This window comes from Paraburkholderia youngii (assembly GCF_013366925.1).
Lineage (GTDB): Bacteria > Pseudomonadota > Gammaproteobacteria > Burkholderiales > Burkholderiaceae > Paraburkholderia > Paraburkholderia youngii.
In genome coordinates, this window is the sequence record NZ_JAALDK010000003.1 from 51,383 (window position 1) to 77,473 (window position 26,091).

General features: G+C 57.6%; 21 protein-coding genes and 5 pseudogenes. 12 read left to right on the forward strand and 14 right to left on the reverse strand.

What is annotated here, in order from left to right; genetic code table 11:
- Window positions 1-55: 55 nt before the first annotated feature.
- Entirely contained in the window at window positions 56-1,726 is a 1,671-nt protein-coding gene (locus G5S42_RS38750) for an electron transfer flavoprotein-ubiquinone oxidoreductase (protein WP_176112067.1), read from the reverse strand.
- 496 nt (window positions 1,727-2,222) lie between these two features.
- Here G5S42_RS38750 and G5S42_RS38755 point away from each other — a divergent pair, with 496 nt between their 5' ends.
- From G5S42_RS38755 to G5S42_RS38770, 5 genes and pseudogenes are all read left to right on the forward strand, one after another.
- Window positions 2,223-3,410, forward strand: coding sequence for an NAD(P)/FAD-dependent oxidoreductase (locus tag G5S42_RS38755; protein WP_176112068.1), 1,188 nt, complete (start codon window positions 2,223-2,225; stop codon window positions 3,408-3,410).
- Window positions 3,388-3,729, forward strand: a pseudogene (locus G5S42_RS44680) (HutD family protein); the annotation flags it as partial. The gene G5S42_RS38755 and the pseudogene G5S42_RS44680, both read left to right, overlap by 23 nt.
- Window positions 3,730-3,843: 114 nt before the next feature.
- Window positions 3,844-4,041, forward strand: a complete 198-nt coding sequence (locus tag G5S42_RS44685) for a hypothetical protein (RefSeq protein ID WP_246392609.1) — start codon at window positions 3,844-3,846, stop codon at window positions 4,039-4,041.
- A 47-nt stretch (window positions 4,042-4,088) separates the two neighbouring features.
- Complete coding sequence (locus tag G5S42_RS38765; RefSeq protein WP_176112070.1) at window positions 4,089-4,838, forward strand: electron transfer flavoprotein subunit beta/FixA family protein; 750 nt, start codon at window positions 4,089-4,091, stop codon at window positions 4,836-4,838.
- Window positions 4,838-5,767: an electron transfer flavoprotein subunit alpha/FixB family protein gene (locus tag G5S42_RS38770; protein ID WP_176112071.1), complete on the forward strand. Its 930-nt coding sequence runs from the start codon at window positions 4,838-4,840 to the stop codon at window positions 5,765-5,767. The genes G5S42_RS38765 and G5S42_RS38770 overlap by 1 nt, the downstream gene beginning before the upstream one ends.
- A gap of 640 nt (window positions 5,768-6,407) precedes the next feature.
- On the opposite strand, the gene G5S42_RS38775 is transcribed toward G5S42_RS38770, so the two are convergent.
- Genes G5S42_RS38775 through G5S42_RS38805 form a run of 7 tightly spaced genes read right to left on the reverse strand, consistent with a single transcriptional unit; the run spans window position 6,408 to window position 13,523 of the window.
- Window positions 6,408-7,253 (reverse strand): ABC transporter permease, encoded by an 846-nt coding sequence (locus G5S42_RS38775; protein ID WP_176112072.1) that lies wholly within the window; start codon window positions 7,251-7,253, stop codon window positions 6,408-6,410.
- Between the two features lie 2 nt (window positions 7,254-7,255).
- A complete protein-coding gene (locus G5S42_RS38780; protein WP_176112073.1) occupies window positions 7,256-8,524 on the reverse strand; it encodes an ABC transporter permease in 1,269 nt (422 codons plus the stop codon).
- Window positions 8,521-9,672, reverse strand: a complete 1,152-nt coding sequence (locus tag G5S42_RS38785; RefSeq protein WP_176112074.1) for an ABC transporter ATP-binding protein — start codon at window positions 9,670-9,672, stop codon at window positions 8,521-8,523. Before G5S42_RS38785 ends, G5S42_RS38780 begins: the two co-directional genes overlap by 4 nt.
- A gap of 17 nt (window positions 9,673-9,689) precedes the next feature.
- Window positions 9,690-10,772 (reverse strand): ABC transporter substrate-binding protein, encoded by a 1,083-nt coding sequence (locus G5S42_RS38790; RefSeq protein WP_176112075.1) that lies wholly within the window; start codon window positions 10,770-10,772, stop codon window positions 9,690-9,692.
- 53 nt (window positions 10,773-10,825) lie between these two features.
- A complete protein-coding gene (locus tag G5S42_RS38795) occupies window positions 10,826-12,136 on the reverse strand; it encodes an amidase (protein ID WP_246392568.1) in 1,311 nt (436 codons plus the stop codon).
- A 29-nt stretch (window positions 12,137-12,165) separates the two neighbouring features.
- Window positions 12,166-12,375: a hypothetical protein gene (locus G5S42_RS38800; protein ID WP_176112077.1), complete on the reverse strand. Its 210-nt coding sequence runs from the start codon at window positions 12,373-12,375 to the stop codon at window positions 12,166-12,168.
- 5 nt (window positions 12,376-12,380) lie between these two features.
- Entirely contained in the window at window positions 12,381-13,523 is a 1,143-nt protein-coding gene (locus tag G5S42_RS38805; RefSeq protein WP_176112078.1) for a M24 family metallopeptidase, read from the reverse strand.
- A 371-nt stretch (window positions 13,524-13,894) separates the two neighbouring features.
- Between G5S42_RS38805 and G5S42_RS38810 the strand changes: the two genes are divergently transcribed.
- The 5 genes and pseudogenes from G5S42_RS38810 to G5S42_RS44690 form a co-directional block, all read left to right on the forward strand.
- The gene (locus G5S42_RS38810) at window positions 13,895-14,599 is read left to right on the forward strand and encodes a GntR family transcriptional regulator (protein WP_176112079.1); all 705 of its coding nucleotides are present in this window, start codon (window positions 13,895-13,897) and stop codon (window positions 14,597-14,599) included.
- A 72-nt stretch (window positions 14,600-14,671) separates the two neighbouring features.
- Window positions 14,672-15,424 (forward strand): maleate cis-trans isomerase family protein, encoded by a 753-nt coding sequence (locus G5S42_RS38815; RefSeq protein ID WP_176112080.1) that lies wholly within the window; start codon window positions 14,672-14,674, stop codon window positions 15,422-15,424.
- A 136-nt stretch (window positions 15,425-15,560) separates the two neighbouring features.
- The gene (locus G5S42_RS38820) at window positions 15,561-16,571 is read left to right on the forward strand and encodes a LysR family transcriptional regulator (RefSeq protein WP_176112081.1); all 1,011 of its coding nucleotides are present in this window, start codon (window positions 15,561-15,563) and stop codon (window positions 16,569-16,571) included.
- Window positions 16,555-17,349 (forward strand): N-formylglutamate deformylase, encoded by a 795-nt coding sequence (gene hutG, locus G5S42_RS38825; protein ID WP_176112082.1) that lies wholly within the window; start codon window positions 16,555-16,557, stop codon window positions 17,347-17,349. The genes G5S42_RS38820 and hutG overlap by 17 nt, the downstream gene beginning before the upstream one ends.
- A gap of 64 nt (window positions 17,350-17,413) precedes the next feature.
- Window positions 17,414-17,558: pseudogene (locus G5S42_RS44690) on the forward strand (IS6 family transposase); the annotation flags it as partial.
- Between the two features lie 51 nt (window positions 17,559-17,609).
- Here G5S42_RS44690 and G5S42_RS38830 read toward each other — a convergent pair.
- Together G5S42_RS38830 and G5S42_RS38835 are read right to left on the reverse strand one after the other, a co-directional pair.
- A pseudogene (locus tag G5S42_RS38830) lies at window positions 17,610-18,501 on the reverse strand (Tn3 family transposase); the annotation flags it as partial.
- Between the two features lie 7 nt (window positions 18,502-18,508).
- Window positions 18,509-19,909, reverse strand: a pseudogene (locus G5S42_RS38835) (site-specific integrase); the annotation flags it as partial.
- A 108-nt stretch (window positions 19,910-20,017) separates the two neighbouring features.
- Here G5S42_RS38835 and G5S42_RS38840 point away from each other — a divergent pair.
- Window positions 20,018-20,638, forward strand: a pseudogene (locus tag G5S42_RS38840) (IS6 family transposase); the annotation flags it as partial.
- A 279-nt stretch (window positions 20,639-20,917) separates the two neighbouring features.
- On the opposite strand, the gene G5S42_RS38845 reads toward G5S42_RS38840, so the two are convergent.
- Complete coding sequence (locus G5S42_RS38845; RefSeq protein ID WP_176112083.1) at window positions 20,918-22,015, reverse strand: IS5 family transposase; 1,098 nt, start codon at window positions 22,013-22,015, stop codon at window positions 20,918-20,920.
- Window positions 22,016-22,302: 287 nt separating this feature from the next.
- On the opposite strand from G5S42_RS38845, the gene G5S42_RS38850 reads away from it, so the two are divergent.
- Window positions 22,303-23,292: a ribosome-inactivating family protein gene (locus G5S42_RS38850; RefSeq protein ID WP_246392453.1), complete on the forward strand. Its 990-nt coding sequence runs from the start codon at window positions 22,303-22,305 to the stop codon at window positions 23,290-23,292.
- A gap of 546 nt (window positions 23,293-23,838) precedes the next feature.
- Here the strand turns inward: G5S42_RS38850 and G5S42_RS38855 are convergent.
- From G5S42_RS38855 to G5S42_RS38860, 3 genes are all read right to left on the reverse strand, one after another.
- Window positions 23,839-24,615 (reverse strand): IS630 family transposase, encoded by a 777-nt coding sequence (locus G5S42_RS38855; protein ID WP_281375184.1) that lies wholly within the window; start codon window positions 24,613-24,615, stop codon window positions 23,839-23,841.
- Window positions 24,575-24,844, reverse strand: coding sequence for a helix-turn-helix domain-containing protein (locus G5S42_RS45320; RefSeq protein ID WP_281375185.1), 270 nt, complete (start codon window positions 24,842-24,844; stop codon window positions 24,575-24,577). Before G5S42_RS45320 ends, G5S42_RS38855 begins: the two co-directional genes overlap by 41 nt.
- 200 nt (window positions 24,845-25,044) lie before the next feature.
- Window positions 25,045-26,040 (reverse strand): aldo/keto reductase, encoded by a 996-nt coding sequence (locus G5S42_RS38860; RefSeq protein ID WP_176112084.1) that lies wholly within the window; start codon window positions 26,038-26,040, stop codon window positions 25,045-25,047.
- Window positions 26,041-26,091 lie beyond the last annotated feature (51 nt).

The following is a 26,091-nucleotide window of genomic DNA, read 5'->3' on the forward strand; positions in this document are numbered from 1 at the left end:
TCGGTACCTGGGTAGAACTTCAGGCGCTTGCAGCCTATCGGAGCCCTCGGCCTGGCTACATATTCGGATAGTTCGGCCCGCCACCGCCTTCCGGCGTGACCCACACGATATTCTGCGTCGGGTCCTTGATATCGCAGGTCTTGCAGTGCACGCAGTTCTGCGCATTGATGACGAGCCGCTCGTTGCCTTCGTCATTCTTCACGAACTCGTACACGCCAGCCGGGCAATAACGCGCCTCCGGTCCCGCATAGGTCTGCCAGTTCACGTTGACCGGCACGCTCGGATCTTTCAGCGTCAGATGCGCCGGCTGATTTTCCTCGTGGTTCGTGTTCGAGATGAACACCGAAGAGAGCCGGTCGAACGTCAGCTTGCCGTCCGGCTTCGGATACGTGATCGGCTTGCACTGCGAAGCCGGCTTCAGCATCTCATGATCGGAATGCTGGTGATGCAGCGTCCAGGGCACGTTACCGCCGAGCAGCTTGTGCTCGACGCCGACCATCAGCGTGCCGAGGTAGAGACCCTTGCTCATCCACTGCTTGAAGTTACGCGCGCGATACAGCTCGGTGTACAGCCACGACGTCTTGAAGGTTTCCGGATAAGCGGTCAGTTCGTCCGACTGACGGCCGGCCTGTACGGCGGCGAATGCGGCGTCGGCGGCGAGCATGCCGGTCTTGATCGCGGCGTGCGAACCCTTGATGCGCGACGCGTTCAGGAAGCCCGCGTCGTCGCCGACAAGTGCGCCGCCCGGGAACACCAGCTTCGGCAGCGACATCAGACCGCCCGCGGTGATCGCGCGCGCACCATACGACACGCGCTTGCCGCCTTCCAGAATCGCGCGGATCGCCGGATGCGTCTTATAGCGCTGGAATTCCTCGAACGGCGACAGATACGGATTCGAATAGCCGAGGCCGACCACGAAGCCGACCACGACCTGGTTGTTGTCCATGTGATAAAGGAACGAGCCGCCGTAGGTGTCGTTCTCGAGCGGCCAGCCGGCCGTGTGCATCACCAGACCCGGCTTGTGCTTCGCGGGATCGATCTCCCACAACTCCTTGATGCCGATGCCGTACACCTGCGGATCGACGCCGTCGCGCAGCTTGAACTTCTCGTTCAGCTGGCGGCCGAGGTGGCCGCGCGCGCCTTCGCAGAACAGCGTGTACTTCGCGTGCAGCTCCATGCCGAGTTGGAAGTTCTCGGTCGGCTCGCCGTCCTTGCCGATGCCGAGGTTGCCGGTCGCGACGCCCTTGACCGAGCCGTCGTCGTTGTACAACACTTCAGCCGCCGGAAAGCCCGGGAAAATCTCGACGCCGAGCGCCTCGGCCTGTTGACCCAGCCAGCGCGTCACGTTCGCGAGGCTGATCACGTAGTTGCCGTGGTTCTTGAAATTGTCCGGCAGCGCCCAGTTCGGCACGCTCTTCGCACCCGTTTCGCTCAGAAAGAGGAAGCGGTCTTCCGTCACTTCAACATCTAAAGGCGCGCCATTTTCCTTCCAGTCGCAAATGAGTTCGGTGATGGCGCGCGGGTCCATGACCGCGCCGGAGAGAATGTGCACCCCGATCTCCGAGCCTTTTTCCAGCACGCAGACGCCAATCTCGGCGCCTTTTTCCGCCGCCCGCTGCTTCAGACGGATCGCCGCGGCAAGGCCAGCCGGGCCGCCGCCGACGATCACGACGTCGTATTCCATCGATTCACGCGCGTTCTGCACGGATGCAAGTTGTGAGGTCATGCTCAAGACATTTCTTGTAAAGGTTATTCTCAGCCTACCCGCTTTGAAGTCGAACAGCGCGCACATAAGCGAAGCTTATGGAGCACAAACTGGCGACGCTCCAGGATTCGGGACGGAGCTACCTCTAGCCATCAGCCGAAGAGATAGGCATATGTAGCGATTAAAACCAGTATTCCGACGATCTCCCCCACCACAGACGCTACTGGTTTCGGAGCGAACAGCCGTACGAGGCCTCTCGTCGAAAGGCCAGACAGAAATGCGATGGTGATCGACGCTATCGCTAAATATGCGCCATGCGCGAATGCCAGCAATTGAATTTTGCATCCCGTGGACAACCTTGACGACCCAAATAATGCCACGGGACAAAGTCACCGTACGTTGTCCTCGCCTGTTCGAACGACCCACTTATGACCTTTCATCAGAATTGCTTATTGAAGCATTGGCGAGCATCTTCGGGTGCAGACTCTGATCATCGTTTCTGTCAAAGGACATGGCCGTGAACAACTACGATGTTGTCGTAATTGGAGCTGGGGTGATCGGTACCTCGGTCGCGTTTCACCTACAAAAGCTGGGCGCCAGAAACGTGCTGGTACTCGACCGCGCGACCATTGGCGCAGGCACGACGTCACAATCGTCTGGCATTCTGAGAACGCATTATTCGGTAAAGGAAAACGTCGAATTGGCACGTAAGTCGTGGTCGGTGTTCAACGATTTCGCTGCCTATCTTGGCGACGAAGAAGCTTCTTGCGGCCTGGTCAAGTGCGGCTACATGATCGTCTCGGCGGATAACGAAAAACTTGAACCGCTCCGTGCATCGCTGGAGCAACAGAAGGCCCAGGGTATTCCCCTCGAACTGCTCGATGCGCAGCAGGCAAAAGAACGCATGCCGATTGCCATCTTCGACGACGCCGCGCTAATCGGCTATGAACCGGAAGCTGGGTTCGCGGATGCATATCTCACTGCAACCAGCTTCGCACGCGCCGCGCGACGTGGCGGCGTGACGATCCGCGAGAACGTTACTGTGAACAGGCTGTTGATCGAGAGCGGAAAGGTGGTGGGCGTGTCGACGAGCGTGGGCGATTTCAGTACCGGTGCCGTTATCAGCACGCAAAACATCTGGACGCCGGAGCTGGCTGGCTGGACCGGCAGGACGCTCCCACTTGCGCCGGAACGTCACGCAGTTCTTGCGCTCGAGTGCCCCGAAGCGCCCTACACTTTCCAGATGCCGGTATTCAAGGATCTCGCATCGGAAGGCATGCTGTATTACCGCAGTTACGGCGGGAACCGGATGCTGGTCAGCGAAGGAGTGGTCGGCGAGAAACTGAGCACGGCAGACACCGAACAGGGAGACATCCCGATGGACTATGTCGTCGATGTCGGCGCACAGGTCGCCGAGCGTTTCCCGGCATACGAGACGGCAGGCATCGCGTCTTCATGGACCGGTGTCTATGACGTGACGCCGGACTGGAATCCCGTGCTCGGCGCGCTGCCAGGTATCGATGGCCTGGTGGTCGGCTATGGCTTCTCGGGCCACGGCTTCAAGCTTTCGCCCACGGTTGGGAAGATACTCGCACAGGCTGCGCTGGGTCGGCCGATAGATGTCTCGCTCAAACCCTACTCTATCGAGCGGTTCGCCACCGGCGAGCTGCTGACCGGCAAGTATGGCCTCGGCGCCGTTTCGTGAAGTGACAGCGTCTGTCGAACTGGCGGTCCGGCCACTCGCTTGCATAGCACCGCAAGCCTGGCGCAATGGCCAAAGTACGACGCGTACCCTGGCAGAGGCCGCTGACGGAGGCTGGCGTATCAGCCTCGCCGACGTCGAACGCGATGGCTCATATTCGCGATTCGTCGGTATGAACCGCGTGTCGCTTGTCGTTCGGGGTGTAGGCGTCACGCTAAATGCCGGCTCAAGACGCATAGACATGCGACACGGATGTGTGTCGGCGGAATATGACGGAGACGCCATCTGGCAAGCTAGTCTGCTTGACGGGCCAGTCCTGAAACTGAACGCCATCGTCGCGCGAGAGCGCTACACCGCTCGCATCGTGGTTCTACGGGAACCAATGCATCTACCGTCCGGATGCCTCGCGCTCGTGCTGACCCTGCATGGAGCCAGCATGCTGCGTGCACGCGATCTCTGCGAAACGTTCTTGCTTCCTGAAGCATATGTCTACACGCGCCCGGAAAACGGCGGCGCGTTCGACATCGAGGCAGCCCGCGATAAGGAACAATACGAGTTGAACGGCGAGGCGCACGACGAAGCTCAGGCGCCCTACGCGGCACTCGTCATTATCGAACAGAAAGCGCGCGGATGACATGCGCGCGCTCCCAAATTCCCCCCCGAGCAACGAGGAAACCAGGCATGAAGGTCATGGCAGCAGTTAAACGCGTTGTCGACTACAACGTAAAGGTCCGCGTGAAGGCTGATCAGACGGGCGTCGACATAGGGAACGTAAAGATGTCGATTAATCCTTTTGACGAGATCGCCGTCGAGGCGGCGACTCGCCTGAAGGAGGCTGGAGTCGCTCACGACGTGATCGCGGTCACTTGCGGCCCCGCGCAAAGCGGCGAGACTCTGCGTACGGCGCTCGCTATCGGTGCCGATCGCGCTCTGCATATCCAGACTGAAGCTGAACTGCAACCGCTGGGGGTCGCAAAGCTGCTGAAGGCCGTGGTCGAGCGCGAGCAACCGCAGCTCGTCATTCTCGGCAAGCAGGCCATTGACGACGACGCCGGTCAGACCGGCCAAATGCTCGCCGCACTTCTCGACTGGCCGCAAGCCACATTCGCAAGCGCTATCGAGATCGAGGGTAACGTCGCCACTGTTACCCGGGAAGTAGACGGCGGCCTCGAAGTGCTTCAGCTGGATCTTCCGGCCATCGTAACGACTGACTTGCGGCTGAACGAGCCACGTTACGTGACGCTACCCAACATCATGAAAGCGAAGAAGAAACCGATGGACACGGTCACGCCGGCCGATCTCGGCGTGGATCCCGCGCCGCGGCTGAAGACGCTGAAAGTCGCCGAGCCGGCCGCCCGCAAGGCGGGAGTACGCGTGACGGACGTCGCCACATTGATCGACAAACTGAAGAATGAAGCAAAGGTGATCTGATGACCACACTCGTCATTGCGGAACACAGAGACGCGGCGGTCTCGTCCGCCACACTGCACACAGTCAACGCAGCGCGCCAGCTCAATAACGGCGTGCACATGCTTGTCACAGGTTATAACGCGCATCCCGTCGCCGAAACCGCAGCCAGAATCGAAGGCGTCGACGTCGTCATTCTGATCGATGCGCATATTCTGGCCGATGGCCTGGCGGAAAACATCGCCGCACAGGTGATTGCACTGGCGCCGTCTTATACACATGTGCTGTTCGCTGCGACTGCTGCGGGCAAGACCGTCGCACCGCGTGTTGCTGCAAAACTCGACGCATCTCAGATCTCGGACGTCATCGCCATTCATTCGGCCGATACGTTCGACCGTCCGATCTATGCAGACAACGCCATCGCAACCGTGCAGTGCGACGATGCGATCAAGGTAGCGACGATCCGCACTACCGCTTTCGACGCCGCGCCCGCGACTGGCGGCAGCGCATCAATTGTCACGATCGAAGCTGCCGAAGGTACACGGCGGGTACGTTTCGTGCGTCGCGAAGTGGCTGAAAACGAGCGGCCGGAACTAACGTCAGCACGAATCGTCATCTCGGGTGGGCGCGGTATGGGTAGTGCGGAGAACTTTGCGTTACTCGATCCGCTGGCACAGAAGCTCGGTGCGGCGGTAGGTGCGTCACGAGCCGCGGTGGACTCGGGTTTCGCTCCGAACGACTGGCAGGTAGGACAGACCGGCAAGATCGTCGCTCCGCAGTTGTATATCGCCGTGGGCATTTCCGGTGCGATTCAGCATCTGGCCGGCATGAAGGACTCAAAAGTCATCGTCGCTGTGAATAAGGATCCAGAAGCGCCGATCTTTGGAATTGCAGATTATGGGCTGGTCGGCGATCTCTTTTCTGTATTACCGGAGCTAACGAGCCAGATCTGACGCTCGCGATGAGTCCTTCATCATGGGCCGCCGTTCGCTACCGGTGGCACAATCCGTTTTTTTCGTCATTCCCCGCGATAGCTATCCGATCGCAAGCCAGCTAGCGCTACATGGCGGAATCTCCTGCCGCGTCAAGCTTTCGCTTCGCACGCCAACCAAGGCCGGCGGAAGCAGCACGGTCCCCATATTGCCGAATAAGACGCACTTGAGTATGCGCCGAACCTTTGGATAGCATGCGAGCACAGTTGCGGACAGCGAGCCGCGATCTGGCAGCAGCACTATCGGCAGTTTCGTGCTGCCGGACACAATCAAAAAACTACCACTAGGCAGTCTATACACCGGGCGGTTCGATATCGGATCAAGACTTAGCATGGACATCAGGCGGCCCTTTGCGCGGTCGCGCTGCCGGCGGGCTACCTGTATCTGCCGACATATCGGCGATCAATTACGGATGTGAAGGCTTGAACGATCGCGGCGAATTTGAGGATATGCCCCCCCGCACCTTGACTTGCTCAACGCGACGCATGTCAGGCGCGCGCCAACGAATTGAATTCCTGAAGCAGATAGCAGCAACGGCTGCGGCTCAATGCACGTGGGTGCTCTCGTGCGGTAGTCCACCCGCACGCCCTCTTCTGGCGCCTCAGCGAACATGCGCCGCTCTTTTTCTCAGCACGCCCATCAACCACATCAAAACAAGCGAAAGCACAATCCAAAGCGTTGCCGCTGCAAGAATAGCCGGGCTGATCTGCTCCCGAAGTCCAGACCACATCTGTCTTGGCAGCGTGAAATACTGCGGACTTGGAAGAATGAAAAGCGCGAAAACTACCTCGTCAAACGATGTGATAAACGCGAGTACCGCGCCGGCCGTCACGCCTGGCATGATGAGCGGAAGCGTTACCTTTCGAAACACCATCCAGGGCGGCGCCCCCATGATGGCGCCCGCCCGTTCAAAGGACCGATCGAGGCCGCTCACAGAGGCAAGCACCGTAACTACAACGAAGGGGATGCCAAGCGCGGTGTGCGCTGCAATGAGACCCCACAAGTTATCAACGAGCCCTACCTTTGCGAATACGAAGTAAGTTCCCGCTCCGGTGACAATCGTTGGTACAACCATCGGTGCGAGAATGAAGCTCATGAGGAGCGACCTGCTGGGCAGCAAACGCTGCCTCAGGCCCAGCGCTGCTGCTGTGCCAATGGACGCAGAAAGAGCCGTTGTGGCAACGCCCACAATGAGGCTGTTCTTGACCGAAAGCAGCCACCTTGGGTTGTCGAAAAACGATTCATACCACCGAAGCGACCACGCATCAGCTTGCAAATGCAACATCGCTCGAGAGAACGTGAAATAGGGTTCCGCGTTGAACGAAAGAGGGATGATGACAAGAACCGGCGCGACGAGGAAAAGAAAGATTGTCGTGCACATTACGGCAAAAAGTATGCTCCATCCCTTTTCGACGGGAGAACGAAACGGCTGGCTATGGACGTTCATGGTTACCCCATCTTGAGATTTTCAGCGCCAACCATTCGGTTGTACACGAAGTAGAGCGCGAGCACCGCAACAAGTAGTACGATGCTAAGCGCTGCCGCCAGCCCCCAGTTCAACGAAGTCTGTACGTTGAAAGCGATCATGTTCGAAATCATCTGGCCAGACTGTCCGCCGACAAGTGCAGGCGTGATGTAATAACCCAAAGCAAGGATCAGTACCAGCAAACCACCGGCGCCTACTCCTGGCAAAGTAATCGGAAAATAAACTTTCCAGAACGAAATGAACCGCCCTGCTCCAAGAGATTGTGCAGCTCGCATGTAGCTAGGTGGAACCGCAACCATTACGCTGTATAGCGGCAGAATGAAGAACGGCAACAGGATATGTGTCATGGAGATCAGTGTGCCCGTCAGGTTATAGATCAACATGACACGGTTGTGGTCATTGACCACTCCGGCCAGAACGAGAAGATCGTTGAACACTCCTTGAGATTGCAACATCACCATCCATGCAGTGACGCGAACAAGCATTGACGTCCAGAAAGGCACCAGCACCAGAATCATCAATTTGTTCGCAGTGGACTTTGATCGTGTCGCCATGAGGTAAGCAATCGGATACCCCAACACAGCGCACAACGCGGTAACGGCGACGGAAACCAGGAACGTTTTCAGGTAGAGCGAGCGATAGATTCTGCTGTCTTCCGGTTGTGACTCGATACTGCCTTGCTCATCGCGTCGGAAGTCTAGCGCCGCAAGGTAATTATCTAGCGTGAATGGTCGCGTTGCGCGTGCAAGCATCGGTATCACGCCGGGATCAGTCCATACCGGATCCACGTTCGCGAACCACTGAGCAGTCGGTACTTCGTCAGCAGTAGCAGCGCGCCGCGCCGTACGTTCAACGACAGATCGAAGCCCCGAGCGTTCGGTATTCAGTCGCCTCGCGACCAGACCGAGCTTGCCATTTTCTCTTGCAGTAACGAGGTCACGGGCCAGAGCTGTCCACATCTGACCTGCCGCGTCCCTGGAACCGGCGTCGAGGGCTCGAGCGGTCGCCGGAAGAAGGTCGCGCAGCGTTGCATCGTAGACGCTGACCTCAAACATCTTCGCGATCGGCACAACAAAGGTCAGCAGCAGGAACACGATCACCGGCAGGACAAGCAGAAAAGATTTTCGCGTCTCGCGGCGCCTCGCCTTCTGAACCCGGCTCTTTAACGTAGCGCCACATTGTTCGTCATGGGAATCGTCAGGGCCGCTCTCAGCTATTGTCACCGGATTCATGTCGGGCCTCCCGCAGCCAACAGCGCGCGGCTGTCAACTGAGCGCCAGCCGATGGGTAGCGTCTGTCCTGAGCGAAGAGATCCGAGGCTGGACGTGTTCGCGATTTTCACTGAAATTTCGTTGCCGCTCGGAATCTTGCATGTCAGTCTGACGTGATCGCCATAGTAGGTCGACTCAATGATCTCCGAGTTCACACGGTTCTCGAACGCCGTTTCGTGCGAGGCAATCACTACGCGCTCGGGACGCAACACCAGAGACACGCGCGACCCCGACGGCAGCGGCTTTGCAGTGCGTGCCTCAAACTGGCACTCTCCGTGAGTGACTTTTGCGCGGAAGTCGCCGTCCGCCGACGCGTAACATTCGCGTACGACACTGTCCAGCAGATTGTTGTCGCCAACGAACCGCGACACAAACTCGGTGTTTGGGGATTCATAAATCTCGGTCGGCGGACCGATCTGTTCTATGATTCCATTGTTGAAGATTGCGACCCGGTCAGACATGGCCAGCGCTTCATCCTGATCGTGGGTGACATAGACCACCGTCACGCCAAGCATCTTGTGCAGATGCTTGATTTCCGTTTGCATGTGCTCGCGAAGCTGTTTATCCAGAGCACCAAGAGGCTCGTCCATCAGCACCAAGGTGGGCTCGAAGACCAAGGCACGGGCCAGCGCGATCCGCTGCTGCTGGCCGCCAGAGAGCTGAGCCGGCCGACGGGAAGCGAATGCATGCATCTTCACCATTTCCAACGCCGTTGCTACTTTTTTCGCGATCTGGTCTTTGGGAACCTTTCTCGCTGCAAGTGGAAAGGCCACGTTGTCTGCGATCGACATATGAGGAAACAGCGCATAGTTCTGGAAGACCATGCCAATGCCCCGTCTATGCGGCGGCGTCGTTGTCAGATTCACACCGTCGATGCTAATCGTCCCAGCAGTCGGCGCCTCAAAACCCGCCAGCATCATCAAGGTTGTTGTTTTGCCGGATCCCGACGGGCCAAGCAGGGTCAGAAACTCACCCCGCCTGACCGCAAGGGAGAGCGATTTCACCACTTGGGTGCTCCCGTCGTAGCTCTTTTCTACCTGCGAGAATACGACGTGGTTCCCGTCGGCCACTCTCGAACTTCCATTTCGTTGCTGGGAAACGTTTCGCATTTGCGTTACCTTGATCCTTAGCGGGCCATCCAGGCGGCCCAGCGCCGGTTAATTTCGTCCTGCTCATCGTTCCAGAATGCAGTGTCGTTCGCGAGGCCGACCTTCAGATTGGCGGGCGACGTCGGCAGGTTGTCCCGCAAGGACGCGTCAACAAGCTGAAGTGCCGAGCGGCGCGCCGGCGCGTAGCTGATATATTTCGTCTGACTTGCAAGCTGCGGCGACGATGTCGCATACCGGATGAAATCGAGTGCGGCCGCCTTGTTTTTGCTCGCCTTGGAGATCGCAAAGACATCTCCGTTGATGATCTGTCCTTGCCAGACGATGCCGAACGGTTTCTTTTCTTTGGTAATAGCGTCGGTGAATCGTCCATTACCGCCTTCGGTCATCGCGACTTCACCGTCGGCAAGAAGTTGAACCGACTGCGCCTGCGCTCCCCAGAACACCGCACTTGGCTTGATCGTGTCCAGTTTCTTGAAGGCGCGCTCAAGTCCTGCCGGCGTTCGCAGCGTCGCGTAGACCTTGTCGCGAGGCACGCCATCCGCCATCAGGGCCCATTCCAGATTTCCGTTCGGTTTATTGCTAAGTCCCCGTTTCCCCGGGAATTTTTTCAGATCAAAGAAGTCTGCGATCGTCGTCGGTTGGGCTCCGGAGAACTTTCTCTTGTCAAATGCGATTACGTTGGACCAGAGAATGGTTCCGGCACCACAGTCCAGCAATGATCCGTTGACGAAGTCGGCCGATGCAGGCTTGCCATCCGGTGAAGGAGCAAGGGAACTCGCCTTGATGGGGTCGATCAACCCCTCGTCGCAGGCTCGCGCGGCATCCTGAAACTCAAGGTCAATGACGTCCCAAGCCCCAGATCCGGCCTGTACCTGGGAGCGCAGCTCCGCGAGACCGCCGTTGTAATCGGCCGGCAAGATCTTGGTGCCGGTCTTCGCGGTGTAAGGCTCAAAGAAGGCCTTGGACTGGCTGGCGGTATATGCCCCACCGAAAGATGCGATGACCAGCTGTTGAGCCTGAGCCGATGTAGCTGGCAGAACTGCTGCCAGGACGGTGAACAGGCACGCCCGTGCTTGCTTCGATGTGTTTCCGATTTTCATACATACCTCTCTCGACGATACGTTAAGGGTCATTGTCACGAGCTAGCAGGCGTTTAGACCTGCGCCAAGTCCTTCTCCAAACGCCGGGCCAACTGGAGAACCCACTTGTCGGCACCTGCGGCGCCAACAAGTTGCACACTTACTGGGAGCCCTCTGTCATCCTGTCCTGATGGCAGTGCAACTGCGGGCGCTCCGACGAGGTTGAAAAACGAGGTGTAAAGTGTCAGCGCATTCCCGACGGGACACAGTTGCTCGCCGATCGGCACCCTGGTGCTCCCGATCTCAGGGGCGACGATTGGACAGGTAGGTGTGAGAACTACGTCGACATTGTCGAACTGGCGCGAGAAGGAGCGTCGATATTCGGTCAGAAGCCTTTGACATTGCACGTAACTCTCAGCGGACAACTGCTGACCTAATATAAAACCACTCCTGATATCGGCACCATACTTTTCCCCGCACGTCTCGATCAACGGCGAGTGATAGGCGAGCGCCTCGGCGAGCTGGATCGTGAGCGACACTGTTCGAGATTCGGCGGCATCGGGCAACTCGATCTCGTGAAAACGGGCTCCCAGCCCGCGCAGCGCAGCCAGAGCCGACTCATAACCGGCTCTGACCGAGGGTTGAAGAACGAGAGCTGCGTCGGGCAGTACGCCCACCCGGAGCGACCTTGCGCACTTGACGGGACTGAATGTGTCCAGGTCGGTCAGCCATGCCGTAACAATCGACACGTCGTCCGCGCTTGCAGCAATGATCCCCACGTGGTCCAACGTCCAGCAAAACGGGATTACTCCCGTCGAGTCGAGCAGTCCAAAAGACGGCTTGAATCCGGTGACGCCGCACAGCGCGGCAGGAACGCGCACTGAGCCGCCGGTATCGGTGCCCAACGCAAATGGCACGATGCCGGCTGCCACAGCTGCGGCGGATCCCCCGCTGGACCCGCCAGCCAATCGACTCCGGTCCCACGGGTTGACTGTTGTGCCAGTGAACAGGTTTTCGCCGGTCGCGCCATAGGCAAACTCGTGCATATTCGCTTTGCCAATCAGGACAGCGCCAGCATCCGCAAGCTTTCGAACGACTACGGAATCTTCCGTTGGATAGTGCTCCGCATATACCCGGCTCCCGGCCGTTGTCCGGATGCCCGCTGTGTTGAAAGCATCCTTTGCGACGTAGGGAACGCCGTCCAGCAATCCTAGCGAAGCCCCGCGGCGACGCCGATCATCCGCCGCCGCTGCTTGCTCCCGACCGCGTTCACTGGTCACGGTTATCAGGCATTTCAGCCATGAATTGGTCGCCTCCGCAAGCGCCAGACTATGCGCGATAAACTCAGACGACGTAGCGTCGCCATTGGCTAGCACTCGCGACATATCTCTGAGGTTTGTGCCCCGTACCGGTGTCATGATTGCGTACCCTCGGCCCACGGCGGCGCCACGTCGCCGAGATCTTTTGCCCGAATCTCCGCAAGGCGCCCGACGAGACTGGACAGGTCCGATACCACGCCGAAACGCGGGTCCACCAGCTCAGTGAGGTCCTTTTCGGTCCAGCGACTGCCGAAGAACTCCCGGTTGACCGCGATGAGGGTCTTCAGTGCGATTCCATCAGCCATAATCTTCACGCCACCGCCAGCTCGCGAGGATAGTTGGTCAGGTATTCGAAGCCATCCGTCGTAACAACTATCGAATCGCCGACTCGCCCGCCAAACTCGCCTTCGATGGTAATGCCGCCATCGACGGCGAACGTCATGCCTGCCTCAAGCGTGCGCTGTTCGCCGCGCTTGAGCTCTGGCGTTTCGAGGAACGAATATCCGATCGAACGTCCGGTGCGATATCCCGGCGCAAAGCCCGCGTCCTTGTACACCTGCTCAGCAGCCGCATTCACATCTTCGCACCGTACTCCGGGCCTGATCTGCGCCAGTGCCGCCTGTTGCGCCGCTACCGCCGCTTCGTAGACGCGAGCCTGCTCGTCGGTCACCGACCCAACGAAGAACTCGCGGTCGAATCCAAGCTTGTAGTTCTTGAAGTTGGCGATTCCGCAGAAACACAAATACACCGGGTCGCCTCGCTTTAACGTGCGAACCGAGGATCTGCGGTGCACGAGGCAGACGTCGCGCCCCGACTGGAGGATCTGCAGGTTGTAAATGGTCGGGGACACAAATCTGTCCTTGTGCTCATCCAGGAATGACGCTGCTTTACGCGTTCCGGCGGCGACGACAGCCAACGCGATTTCATATTCGGGTACGCCTTCCCGGATCACCTGTTTCGCTGCTTCGACCATTGCCACTGCAACGTGACCTGCCTGCTTCATCGTGGCGATTTCGCTCGAGGTCTTGATCGTCCGAAGATCGAGGATGATCTGACCAACATCGACAATGTGGTCCGCATCGACAAGCAGCGCCGCTGCCACGAGCGGCGGCATCTTTGCGCGCTCGACACCGAGGCGTTTAACCTTTGACGCCGCGAGCACTTCCCGCAGCGGCTTGCGCCACTCGTCGTCAATGCCGTCACACCAGGGACGGATGTCCTTGATCCATGTCATCAGCGAGCACATCTCCGATTCCATCAGAGGAGTAATCAGCACCGGGTCGCGATCTTGCGGAACGACCAGCAAAGTTGGCCTGCCGAAATCCATTCCAAGGTAGTTCCAGAAGCCGCCGAAATAGGCCACTGCATCGGGGTCGCTGATCAGAGCAACGTCAATATTCGCGACGCGGAGTGCATCGCGCAGTTTGCTTACCCGGCCTTTGTATTCGCTCACAGTTCCTCCGTCTCGTTAGCTGTATGCAGCAAGTACACAGCTCCACTCTAGGAACAACAATTTTCACTGTCAAGTACGGGATTCGTCTAGGATAAGCACTGTATTCAACCGACGGAATCGGTTTGATAAACGCAGAAATCTTGTTTTGGTTCCGTCACTTAATGCAGAATCACGTCAAGCGCCCCCTGTAACCCACGGCGCGCGGACCTATAAGTGAAAATTATTTCCCACTATCGCAGATCTCGACTAGTCTGTTGCTGTGTACAGGTTGCGTATAGCTGTGGCTTGTAGTTATCATTGGGCACACGCCGCGCTGGTGCGGCACTGACCGGACGCTCCATCACCGCAACAGCGTCCAGCGAGGAACATCAATGGCACGCGTGGTTAAATTGAAGGGCCAAACGCCGCGACCGGCAGCCAAAGCCACGGCTCCTCGTGGCCAGGCGTCTGACATCTACCTGACAGTTCGCGATCGCATCTGTAGTCTCCACTATCCGCCGGGCACCTTCCTCGGAGAAAACGTGCTGGCTGAAGAATTTCAGGTGAGCCGTACGCCCATTCGTCAGGTGTTGCAGCGACTTGAATATGAAGGCCTAGTCGAAACGAAAAACGGCGTCGGGACGATTGTTAGTGGGGTCGATTTCCGCGAGTACAGGGACACGTACAATTTCCGCCTGCGATTGAGCGAGATGCTGGGAGATTTTTGCTCGCCGCTCGACGCCCCACAGGCGCTTGAGCGCATTGAAAGCCTCATCCCCCGAGCCAACGCGTTACTAAACGGTCCCAGGAATTTCGATGAGTTCTGGTCGGTCTTGCATGAGTTACATTTCGCGATCAATGAGCTGATCAGAAATAAGGAGCTGAGGCAGACGCACGACAGGTGCTATTTTCAGGCATCACGCGTTTGGTACAACTTTGTCAGAGACCTCTGGGAAGAGGAGGTTGAATACCTTAACCGAGAACTCGAAGAGTGCTGCCGCGCGCTGCGCGCCGCCGATATGCGTGCTCTAGGCCTGGTTCAGCGGAACTACATTTCATTTGGACTCGCGCGAATCGCCCGCTTCATTACGGGTTAGGCCACCCCTCCATCGCTGCAGGCGTCAAGAACATCTCCCTCATTTGCAATCCTATATAAAGGAGTACGTATTGTGAGCAACCTTGTTGAATTCAAGGCTGAGTTTGACCAGGGCCGACACAATCGCGCCAAGGCAGGCTTTGTGCTGCTCGCGACCGAGCAAACGATCGAAGATGACATGTTCACCCTTCTCCCGAAAGGCGTCGGAATCCATTTCACGCGAGTCCCCAATCCTGACAGCATCACGCGGCAATCCCTCGACAACATTGCTAGCAGTCTCGCCGAGTCTGCGGCGCGGATTCTTCCGGACGGCAGTCTAGATGTTATTTGCTACGGCTGCACGTCTGGAAGTCTGGTTGTCGGCGAAAAGAAGGTCTTTGCAGAATTGTCGCGAGGCGCCCCGAATGCAAAGACGACAAGCATGGTAACAGCCGTCATTCGCGGTCTGCGGGCGGTCGGCGCGAGGCGTATCGTCATCGGCACGCCGTATCTGGACGAAATCAACGAGATGGAGAAAATCTACCTCGAAAACGAGGGCTTCGAAGTTCTGGCAATCCATGGCCTCCAGCTCGAAAAAGACAGCGACATGGTGCGCGTGACTCCGAATAGCATTGCGCAAATGGCGCTGTATCTCGACCGTCCGGACGCTGATGCAATCTTCATTAGTTGTGGGGCACTCAGATCGATCGAAGTCATCGAAGAGATCGAGCAAATAACCGACAAGCCCGTCATTACAAGTAATCAGGCTGTTGCGTGGGATGTTATGCGACTCGCTGGCATCCAGGACCGCATCAGGGGCTTCGGACGGCTGCTGTCCGAGCACTAGGCAACACTCGAGCGGTAGCCGGAGGTCTGTTTCGCATGGTGGGATTGATGCCGGTGTGACGACGAAATTGCTATCTTTTTCCGACTTTCATCGGCATCACAAACCCATCGCATGATTTTTGACCAGGCAAAATCCGATGACACGACCTCGACCAACCATCGACTTGCGGGCTCTGGAAGCATTCGTCGCCGTCTGCGAAACGGGGTCGATGACCGCAGCCGCCAAGCGGCTGCAGGTCAGTCAAAGTGCCATCAGCCAATCAATCGCATCCCTCGAACGCGAGCAGAGCACGGAGCTTTTGGACCGGGAGAGCCGGCCGCCCCGGCCCAATCTCGCCGGCCGCGCTCTGCTCAAGCTCGCCGAGCCCCTGTTGAAGCAGGCACAAGATGTCAGCAGCAAGCTTAGGGACACGTCGCGAGGCGAGACGCTGCCGGTTCGACTTGGATGCGTTGACTCGTTCGCTGCCACCGTCGGTCCGGAGCTGATTCGCGCCGTGTCCGGATCAACCCGTCAAATTGAAATGTGGTCTGGGCTTACGCCAGCCCTTTCAGCGCAAATTCATCAGCGCGAGGTTGACGTCGTGGTTTGCACTCAGACCACAATTACCGACACACGACTGGTCGAAGTTCCGCTTTTATCAGAGGCTTTTCTCGCGGTCGCTTCTCGCCGCTGGTTCGAGAGGCATAAGGGAGCAAATCCCGAATGGGGAAGCCTGGCTGCCGAACTGCCGCTGATTCGATACACGGCGCGTTCAGTAATTGGGCAGCAGATTGAGCGGTTAGCTCGACATCTGAATATCGGCAGCGCTCGTCATTACGAATTCGATGCGACGGACCCGCTGCTGAGCCTTGTCAGCGCAAACCTCGGTTTTGCCATTTCCACACCGCTCTGCCTTTGGCAAGCGCGCCACTATCTTGACACTTTAGTCGTATTTCCTCTTCCCAGGAGCCATCTCAGTCGGCGGGATTTTTTCATTTTGCACAGGCGTGGCGAGTGGGACGAACTCGTGGACCAGATCTCGGCTCTTACCGGAAACGTCCTCGACGAGCTGATCCGTCCAGCGCTCAAAAAACTGTTACCGCAGATGCCTGCGACCGCGCTACAACAGTCAAACATAATAAAGGCTCATCGTGACAAAAGTATATGATTTGACGCGAGGGAACGCCCCGCTACTTATTTCGATTCCCCATCTCGGGACAAGCATCCCAGACGACCTACGAGAGAAATACACCGACTCCGCGCTAAGGCTTTCCGACACTGACTGGCATCTCGACAAACTCTACGAGTTCGCGCATAAGCTCGGGGCGACGGTCACGAGTGCGCACTTGTCCCGCTATGTCATCGATTTGAACAGACCATCTTCTGACGAGAATCTTTATCCCGGGCAACAGACCACCGGCTTATGTCCGGAACAGACGTTCCGTGGCGAGACTGTCTATCGCGATAGGCAGACTCCGACGGCAGATGAAAAGAATTTGCGAGTAAAGTCATACTGGCAACCGTACCATGATCGCCTTGCAGAAGAACTGCGTCGACTTCGCGAGGAACATCCGCATGTACTTCTGTGGGAAGCGCATTCGATTGCGAGCGTTCTACCGCGGCTGTTCCAGGGCAAACTCCCAGATCTGAACATCGGAACGCAGGACGGCCGCACTGCGGCCGATTCGGTACTTCAAGCTGCAATCAATGCAACAGCGGAAAGCGGGTATTCCTGGATTAGCAACGGCCGATTCAAGGGCGGGTTTATCACCCGTCATTACGGAGTGCCGTCATCCGGTATCCATGCCATCCAGCTTGAGATGTGTCAGAGTACTTACATGGACGAAGATCTTCCGTTTCACCTAATCCCGGATCGCGCGCGGCTGGTTATACCAACATTGGAAACAATGGTCGGTAGGTCACTGGATGCAGTCAGTGCATTGTGAGATCGTCCCGTTGCGATATTCAAAAAAGCGTCCGGCCACTGCAATGTCAAATCGATGTGGGCAAGCAGCGAAGGCCCAATTACCGGAACTCGCTGTCCTAAAGCACCTGTTCGCAAAGACGTCGGCTCAGGTGAACAATCGCGCTGAAAATAGTCACCCGCCCACGCGCCACAATGCGGGGTTTCCGCGAGCGACGTCGCAGGCAGGCAGCGTGCCATGGAACAGAGGCCTAGCCGGGATTCGTAAAAATCCGCCACGGCCTAAGCGGCTGATTTGAATGCGAAATCGATAGTCGAATCGAGCGGTGGGACGGAGCGCAAGAGATCCAGCAGATAGTCCCCGAACCGGTTGATGTGCTCGCGCCGGTACGGCGACAGCACCTTGAGGACCTCGGCATCGACCGGATGCCCCTTTTCCTGCAGTTCCTTCAGCTTGCGCGACATCCACTGCACGTTGTACAGGATCACCATGTTCGCGACGAGGTGGTTGTACTTGATCACTTTGCGCTGCTCGTGTCGGACGTTTTCGGCGATCACGCCTTCACCACCGAACATCAGCCACTGAGCGAAGTCGTTGAACTGCTTGCTCTTGTTGGTCGCCGCGTGAATCGTGCGACGCAGGTCCGGCTCATTGAGATATTTCAGCAGGAACAGCGTCCGGATCACGCGCCCCAGCTCCCGGAATGCGAAGTAGAGCTTGTTTTTTGTGCTCTCCGATCCGAGGCGGCGCAGGATCGTCGACGGCGTCATCCTGCCTGCTTTGATCGACACTGCAACGCATCATGTCGGCATAGTGACGTTCGATTAGTGCCCAGTCAATCGCCTGACGGCACAAGCTGTCGATGTGCTTGTATTTGCGCCGTCGGTCCGCCTTGTACAGCACGAGATCCTTGATGTTGCGCATGCGCGGCATCAGGTTGATGCCCACTACGTACGACAGACCGAAGACCGGACCGCTTTGTGCCTGCGTATCGCCGTGGATCGTATCGGGCTTGACGTCGGCGCCGTTCAGGATCAGCCCATCGAGGATGTAGACGGCTTCGTGGACGCCGCACGGGATGAAGTGACTGAACAGGGCGATGTACATGTCGGATACGTGATAGTAGCCGATCCCGCCGTATCCCCCATAGCGAACGTGATACTCGGACAGCAACCTCCCTCAGACACGGCGTGGTAATGCCGCCGGGTTCGTCGAGATGGCCGATCAGCGGCGTATCCGGTGCCCAGCGTGCGGGGCTCACGGGCAGGCCGCGCTGCATCAGGTACTGGTCCAACGCAAATCGTGCGAGTGGCGGCAGCACCACCTTGCCAGCCTTCGCCCCCTTACCGGTGAGGTGAAGCCACCGCTCACCGCGCGTGCCGGTCATGATACTGCCGAGTGTAACGCTGACCAGTTCGCCCCGGTCGCCCAACCGAAATCGAGCAGAAAGCGCAGACGCTGTGCGGCGGGAACCGCCCAGCCATGCGACCTTTCCAGGCCATCGGCAATCGTGCGGATCAGTTCCCACTCTCCCGCCGTAAAGGCGCGCGAAATGTCCAGCTACCCATTGCGCTGCGCGCCGCGCACCCTGAGGCCGGCAAACGGATTCGCGAGCACGTAGCGCTGCTCGATCAGCCAGCGAAACATTGCACTCGAAACTGACAGCGCATAGGCGATGGAGTCTGGCGACAGCGCGCCCGTGAACGGCCGCCATTCGGACGACGATCGCGGGCGCGCCGGCGCGACCCACCGGGCGCGGGGTGTGGGATGGCGCAGGAAGGCAGGATAAGCGGTCGCATCCTCGCTCATGAGCGAAGACAGCGCCTTGCCGCGCTCAGCAATCGCCCACAGCAGCAGGCGCTCGGCTTCCCGGCGATAGGCACGCTGAGTTTCGGCGGCTTCGTGCCGGTCGAGCCAGGCGCTGATCGCCTGATAGTCATTATCGGCCTTGAGCGAACACATCGGCTTCGGTGCGCGGAAGACACCACACGAGCCGTCGACGTCATGTGGCACGTGGATGTTTTCCCACGGCACCACAGGCTCCGGCGTCGCCACCACGATCAGCGCGCGGGCGCGTTCGGTGAGCGCCGGGTGGGCGGCAAAGAAGGTTTCAATGTGCCGTGCGCTGCGCATGCCGAGTCCGTAAATCGTGCGCCACCCAGCGCCGGCGACGAGGGATGCGTACAGTCAGATCAGCCAGCGTCCGGATGCCATGCTGATGCAGCACGGGGACAACACGGGCTGGCAGCCAGACATCGATCACATCGCTCACCTGTGGTTGTGGGATCTCAAGCGTTGGCAAGATATCCAGCGCCCGGGTCGCGGCCTTACGGTGATGGGACCGTTCGCCCACCGCGCACTGGAACAGCTGGGCCAGATCGGCGCGATGCCGGCTGAGGGCGAAACCGACGAGCTGCCGACGAATCCGTCCGATCACGCCGCGCGCAGACTGGCCGCCTTCGAGCGCCTGCGAGCAATAACGTTCGACCGCCTCGCGAGCGCTGACGCCTGCGTACCACGCGCGCAGCGCGGACAGGGACGCAGGCTCAGGCAAGGACGGGTGCAACGGAACGTTCGGCATCCAGAGATTATAGGCAACGAGATGGCAGGGGAGCGGCGCGTCAGAGGGGTGGCACGTTTCCCGAAACGGGAGTTTCATCGAAAAATGAAATCCTATCGATAACAAGGGTTCGAGCGCGGTGTCGTTGTCAGTTACGAGACGATCCGCCGCTGGTGCGACAAATTCGGCGCGGGCTTCGCACATCGCGTCAAAGCTGCTCGCCGCAAGCCTGGGAGCACATGGCATCTGGATGAAGTCTTCGTTATGTTGCGCGGTGAGCCTTATCTGCTCTGGCGGGCAGTCGACCAGCACGGCGCCGAACTCGACATCCTGCTGCAGAAACATCGCGATAAGGCCGCAGCAAAGCGCTTCTTCAACCGCGTGCTGGCCGCCTGTGCCGACGCGCCACGAAGGATTGTCACCGATCAGCTTCGCAGCTACCCGGCAGCCAAGGCCGACATCCCCGAACTGGCAAACATCAAACATGTGTTCGTCAAGGCTGCGGCCCGGGTGAACAACCGGGCAGAGAACAGTCATCAGCCTACGCGTGAACGTGAGCGGCGCATGCGCGGATTTCGTGACCCGAAGCGCACGCAGGCTTTTCTCTCCAGCTTCGGCCTGATCCGGCAGCACTTCGCGCTCAAGCGACACCTGCTACGGGCTTCACGCTATCGCAAACAACTCGCATCCCGATTCGCTGCGTGGCGCGAATTCACCGGCATCGCTCAAAATCCGTCGACTGTCTCCTGAGCGATTGACTCTTCGCAGTAGTCCGTGCCACTGCCGACAAGTTGACAATGCCGGTTTCGCGGCAAAGATGTGGGTAATTGCAAGGCTCAAGCACGCTTACGTTGCTGTCGGTGCATGGGCACTAACAGGATGCGGAAATACCCCCGCCCGGAATCGGCCTTCCACGATTTGAGCGCCCACCGTCGCTAAATCTTTCGCATTGTGCAATTTCAACGCGCATCAACCTTTTTAAAGCACTGTGAGGCCGGCTTCTGGCCTCATTGCCGCCTTTTCCAGCCACTATGGGCGGATTTGTGCCAGGGATCGCATGCGCACGAGGTTATAGGCCGTCATGTTCAACACGAACATCTGGTCCACCTTCTTCAAGCCGCGCACCATCACCTGGCGCATGCGCCCTACGGTCTTGGCCCAGCCGAAACCTTGTTCGATCAACTTCCGCTTTTGCTGCGAAATGGCGTAGCCCGCGCTCGAGGCAATCGTATCGGGCACTGCCGAACGTCGCCCCGAGGTGTTTTGCGCAACGTGCGGTGTGACCTTCATCTGTTGGCACGCCTCGATGAATTCCTGAGCGTCGTAACCCTTGTCTGCACCCAACGTAATTTCTACGTTCGGATCCTCTGCCGCTTGCCGCACGTCGTGGATCATGATCTTGGCGGCTCCACGCTCTGCATGCCCGTCGGCGCGTGTCACGCCCGCATTGACCACCAGGCCGTGCCGGTTATCGGTCAGCGTATGGCCCCTGTACCGCAATTCGCTGGCCGTTTTGCCTTTGCGATAGAGCTGCGCATCTGGATCGGTCCTCGACTGATGTGTCTCGTTGCTGCGTTTCTCGCCCTTGAAGTCGCCCGCGCCGCTACCATCGTTGTCCTGATCGTCACCGTTCTTGCGTACGAAGCTCTTGTGTCCGGCCCACGCCTGGATCAACGTGCCGTCCACGCTGAAATGCTCCCCCGAGAGCAGGCACTTCTTCTCGGCGATGGCCACTACGGCGTTGAAGAATTCGATCACGGCATCGTGCTTGATCAGACGCTCCCGGTTCTTCGTGAAGACCGTGGGCACCCACACCTCGTCATCCATGGCCAGGCCGATGAACCAGCGAAACAGCAGGTTGTACTGCACCTGCTCCATGAGTTGGCGCTCCGAGCGAATGCTGTAAAGGATCTGGATCAGCATGGCTCGCAGCAACTTCTCTGGCGCGATGCTCGGCCGTCCACCCTTTATGTCAGCTTCGTACATCCCCGCGAACAGTCGATCCATCTTCGCCAGCGCTTCGTTCGCCATCACGCGGATCGAACGCAACGGATGCGACTTGGGCACGAAGTCGTCCAGCTTGCGTACGGAAAACAAACTCTCGGTGAACGTGTCGGCGCCGCGCATGATCTCCAGTGGGCAAGTGGTGGTTCATCTATCAACGCTTCACGAACTCTGCGCGATGACGTGTTTCAGCGGTACTTCAGCAACCTGCTAAGGGCTTTACAGATTCCAGTTGGTATTTGGCATTGGCTTGCCGGCATGGATTTCGCTTATATGGTCCAGGCTAATCTCATGGGAGTGTCGATATGGGTAAATTGCGGAAATTCAGCCTTGTCTGCACAAAAATGGATAGTCGATGCATCTGTGCCTAAAAGGCGATATGGTGTGCGGCGACTCAATGCCACAAATCGATGATCCACATTTATGACATCTCTTGGTTAAAAAACGGGGCGTTTTATATGGATTCGACCAACTTCGCGCTTATGAGTGGGCGCATCAATACTCGCGAATTCCGTCTTTTAATGACGCGATATAGCATTGGACATTTGATGGGAAGATTACCAAAAGCAATTTTAATTTCGTGGTGCTTTTCGACCTGTTCATTTTTGTATGCCGCCGAATTGAGGGTCGATTTTGGCGACCAACGACAATATGTAAACTCCTTGAATGCGGTCAGAGTCGCATTGGGCGATCCTGTGTCGCTCCCGAATATTCCCGTCGGGAGAATATTGTATCAATTGAGGCCAGATGCGTCAAATATCGTCGAGGGAGATGTAGTTGAAATAATTGGAGTTGATCGCGAAGACCAAAATCCGGATCTTCGATTGGTGATGAAGCCATCTGACTTGTACTTAACAGGATTCATCGTTGGGCGCGTGTTTTACCGATTCTCTGATTTTGCAGGCTCGGCCGGCGGAAGAGCGCAGGTGAATGCGCCACGGCGGCTGGTAAATTCTACGGTAAATCTGGCAGTAGAGTCTGGCTACCTCTCGTTGACAAGGATTGCTGGGATAAGGGAGGATAGGACGGATTTGTCAATCGATAGAAATTCACTAAAGGATGGGTACAAGAAACTAATGAAACATGGTTCTTCGACTAAGACGATAAACAAAGCGGAGGCAAAGGCCTTGCTTTCATACGCAACAGTGCTATCAGAGGCGATAAGGTTTCGCAGTATTCAAGGGAAATTTGCTGGGGCTGCATTGGGCCGTTATGCTTACGTTCCCTATCGATTAAGTGCCGAAGATTCACAGAGAACTGTACGGTGGGGGCGACTAAGTGACGAGATACGTAGCGTTAAGGGAGGCGCAACAGAAATCGGTGCGTCTTACGGGGACCCGATTCCAGTAAAAGACGTCAGAGACATTTTTGGAATGATTTCATCCACGATGAGCAAATAATATCGCATCAACAGCTCTATCCCTTCTATTAACGATCGCGTTCAGTAGTTTTTGCAGGGGTCGTTATGTAGGTCACGATCGTTTCAATTCGGCAACTGCGGCACCTACCGGGCCTTCAGTCCGGCATTTCTTAAGTTTCTAGCGGACGTGCGAATTGTGGGTCAAAAAATAAGTTCTTTCCATTTCGATGGCTGGCGTGGTGTTGGCCTCCGGTCTCGCGTTTGGCGGGAAATATGCGCGATTCACAGAATTTTCCGGTAGCAAGGTCAAGTTGACGCTTGCAAGCTATCCGAGCACCGCGCTCGTCACGTTGGACTTGCTGCATACCATATTTGAGACGCCAACGGTGCCGAAGGCGCGCGTGGCGGCCGTGATGGTGGCGAAGTAGCGGAGGCGTCGCAGTGTTACAGACAAACAGGCATCCGCAACGTAGCACGCAGCCGGTCCGACCGAGCGACACATATGCTAAAACCACTTAGTGTTCCGTCCCAGAAATAACTTTACATAGCCGAGCCACTTTCTGAAGGATGGGATAGGCGGTTGCGGTCAAGATGGACGGTTGTGGTGGTTGTAGCGTTCGACATAGCGCTCGATGCTGGTGATCAGTTGGCGCACATTTCTGAAGGATCCGCGTCTGATAGCCTGCTGCGTGATCATGCCAAACCAGCGCTCAACCTGATTGAGCCAGCTCGAATAAGTCGGCGTGAAGTGCATGTAATAACGCTCGTGTTTCGCCAGCCATCCCTTGACCTTCGGGTGTTTATGCGTAGCGTAGTTATCGACGATCAGATGCACGTCAAGATCCTCGGGAACTGCGTGATCAATGTGCTTCAGAAGGGCCAGAAACTCCTGATGCCGGTGACGCGACTTGCATTGTGCGATGACCTCGCCGGTCGCCGCATTGAGCGCAGCAAACAACGTTGTGGTGCCATGCCGGATGTAGTCGTGCGTCACACCTTCGAGATAGCCCAGACCCATCGGCAACACTGGCTGCGTGCGCTCAAGTGCCTGGCATTGGCTCTTCTCGTCGACACACAGCACCAGCGCGTTGGTGGGCGGACTCAGATACAGGCCGACAATGTCGCGCACCTTCTCGACGAAGTACGGATCGGTAGAAAGCTTAAAGCTCTTCGAGCGATGAGGCTGCACACCGAACAGCGACAGATACCGGGCCACCGAGCTCTTCGAAATGCCCGTTTGCGCAGCAGCTGAACGCGCGCTCCAGTGCGTTGCGCCACCCGGTTTCTCGTGCAGCACCTTTGCCAGTAGCTCGGCCACCGTTTCATCGTCGTGCGCGCGCGGCCGCCCCGGACGCTTCGTCATGCAGACCGGCGAGCCCCTGCGCGACGAAGCGCTTCTTCCAATGCGTGATCGCAGGAGAAGTGACTTCACATCGCACCGCGATCTCCCGGCTCGTATGGCCGTTCGCTGCCATCAGGACGATCTTTGCTCGGCGCACCAGAGAATGAGGCAGCGAACACGAACGGCTCATTGACAACAATTGTTCTCGCTCCAGATGGGAAACGACAACCTCGATTCCCTTACGTCCCATGATCGTCTCCCACACACCATGAGTCGATCATAGAACACGCTGGATTTACGTAAAGTTATTTCTGGGACGGAACACTAGCCTGATCCGATCATGATGGTTTGCAATATGTGTCGCTCGATTACGCCGATCCGGGAATGGCTCGAATATGCCGGTCAGTGATAACATTCAGTATGCTTGATTGTGGAGCCCCCCCCCCCAAGTCAAAGTCCTATCACCTTTAAGATTGCTTCGGGCAATCGGTCGCCTCTCACCTCGATCCTCGAGATTCTCTCACTGATCTGGCTCACGTCTTCCTCAGTCAAATCGACGTCGAGGGCGCCAAGATTCTCCTCTAGGCGGTGCAGCTTCGTTGTGCCTGGAATTGGTACGATCCAACTTTTGCGTGCCAGCAGCCACGCCAGCGCGATCTGTGCCAGCGTGGCGTTCTTGTCTACAGCGAAAGTCTCCAGCACCTCGATCAGTGCCTTATTCGCCTTGCGCGCTTGCGGCGAGAACCGTGGGACGGAATTGCGAAAGTCTGTCGGATGGAGTCTGGTATTTTCGTCGATCCTGCCGGTCAGAAAACCGGCGCCTAGAGGACTGAACGCCACGAAACCAATCCCGAATTCTTCCAGAGTCGACAATAGCCCTCCTTCCGGCCCGCGCCAAAATAGCGAATACTCGCTCTGGACGGCTGTCACAGTTTGCACGGCATGGGCGCGGCGGATCGTCTGCACGCCTGCCTCCGACAGCCCAAAGTGCCTGACCTTGCCCTGAGCAATAAGGTCTTTGATCGCACCGGCAACATCCTCAATTGGAACAGTAGGGTCGACGCGATGCTGATAAAAGAGGTCAATACGGTCGGTGCGCAGGCGCTTCAGGCAGGCATCCGCCACGGCCTTGATATGTGTGGGCCGACTGTTCGTACCGCCCCTGCGCTCACCCGTCGCCATGTCGATGTCGAAGCCGAATTTCGTGGCGATAACCACCTGATCGCGGATTGGCTGCAATGCCTCTCCGACAAGCTCTTCATTGATAAACGGCCCATACGATTCGGCTGTGTCAAACAGCGTAACGCCGCGCTCATAAGCTGCTCGGATGAGGCTGATCATTTCCTGTTTGTCGCCCGGCGGCCCGTATAGGGCGCTCATGCTCATACAACCAAGGCCGAGGGCAGAGACTTTCAAGTTGCTCCGTCCAAGTTTGCGTATCTGCATAGATCTTCCGCCCGTTGACCGGATGGCAATTTTCAATAAGTCTAGCCAAAT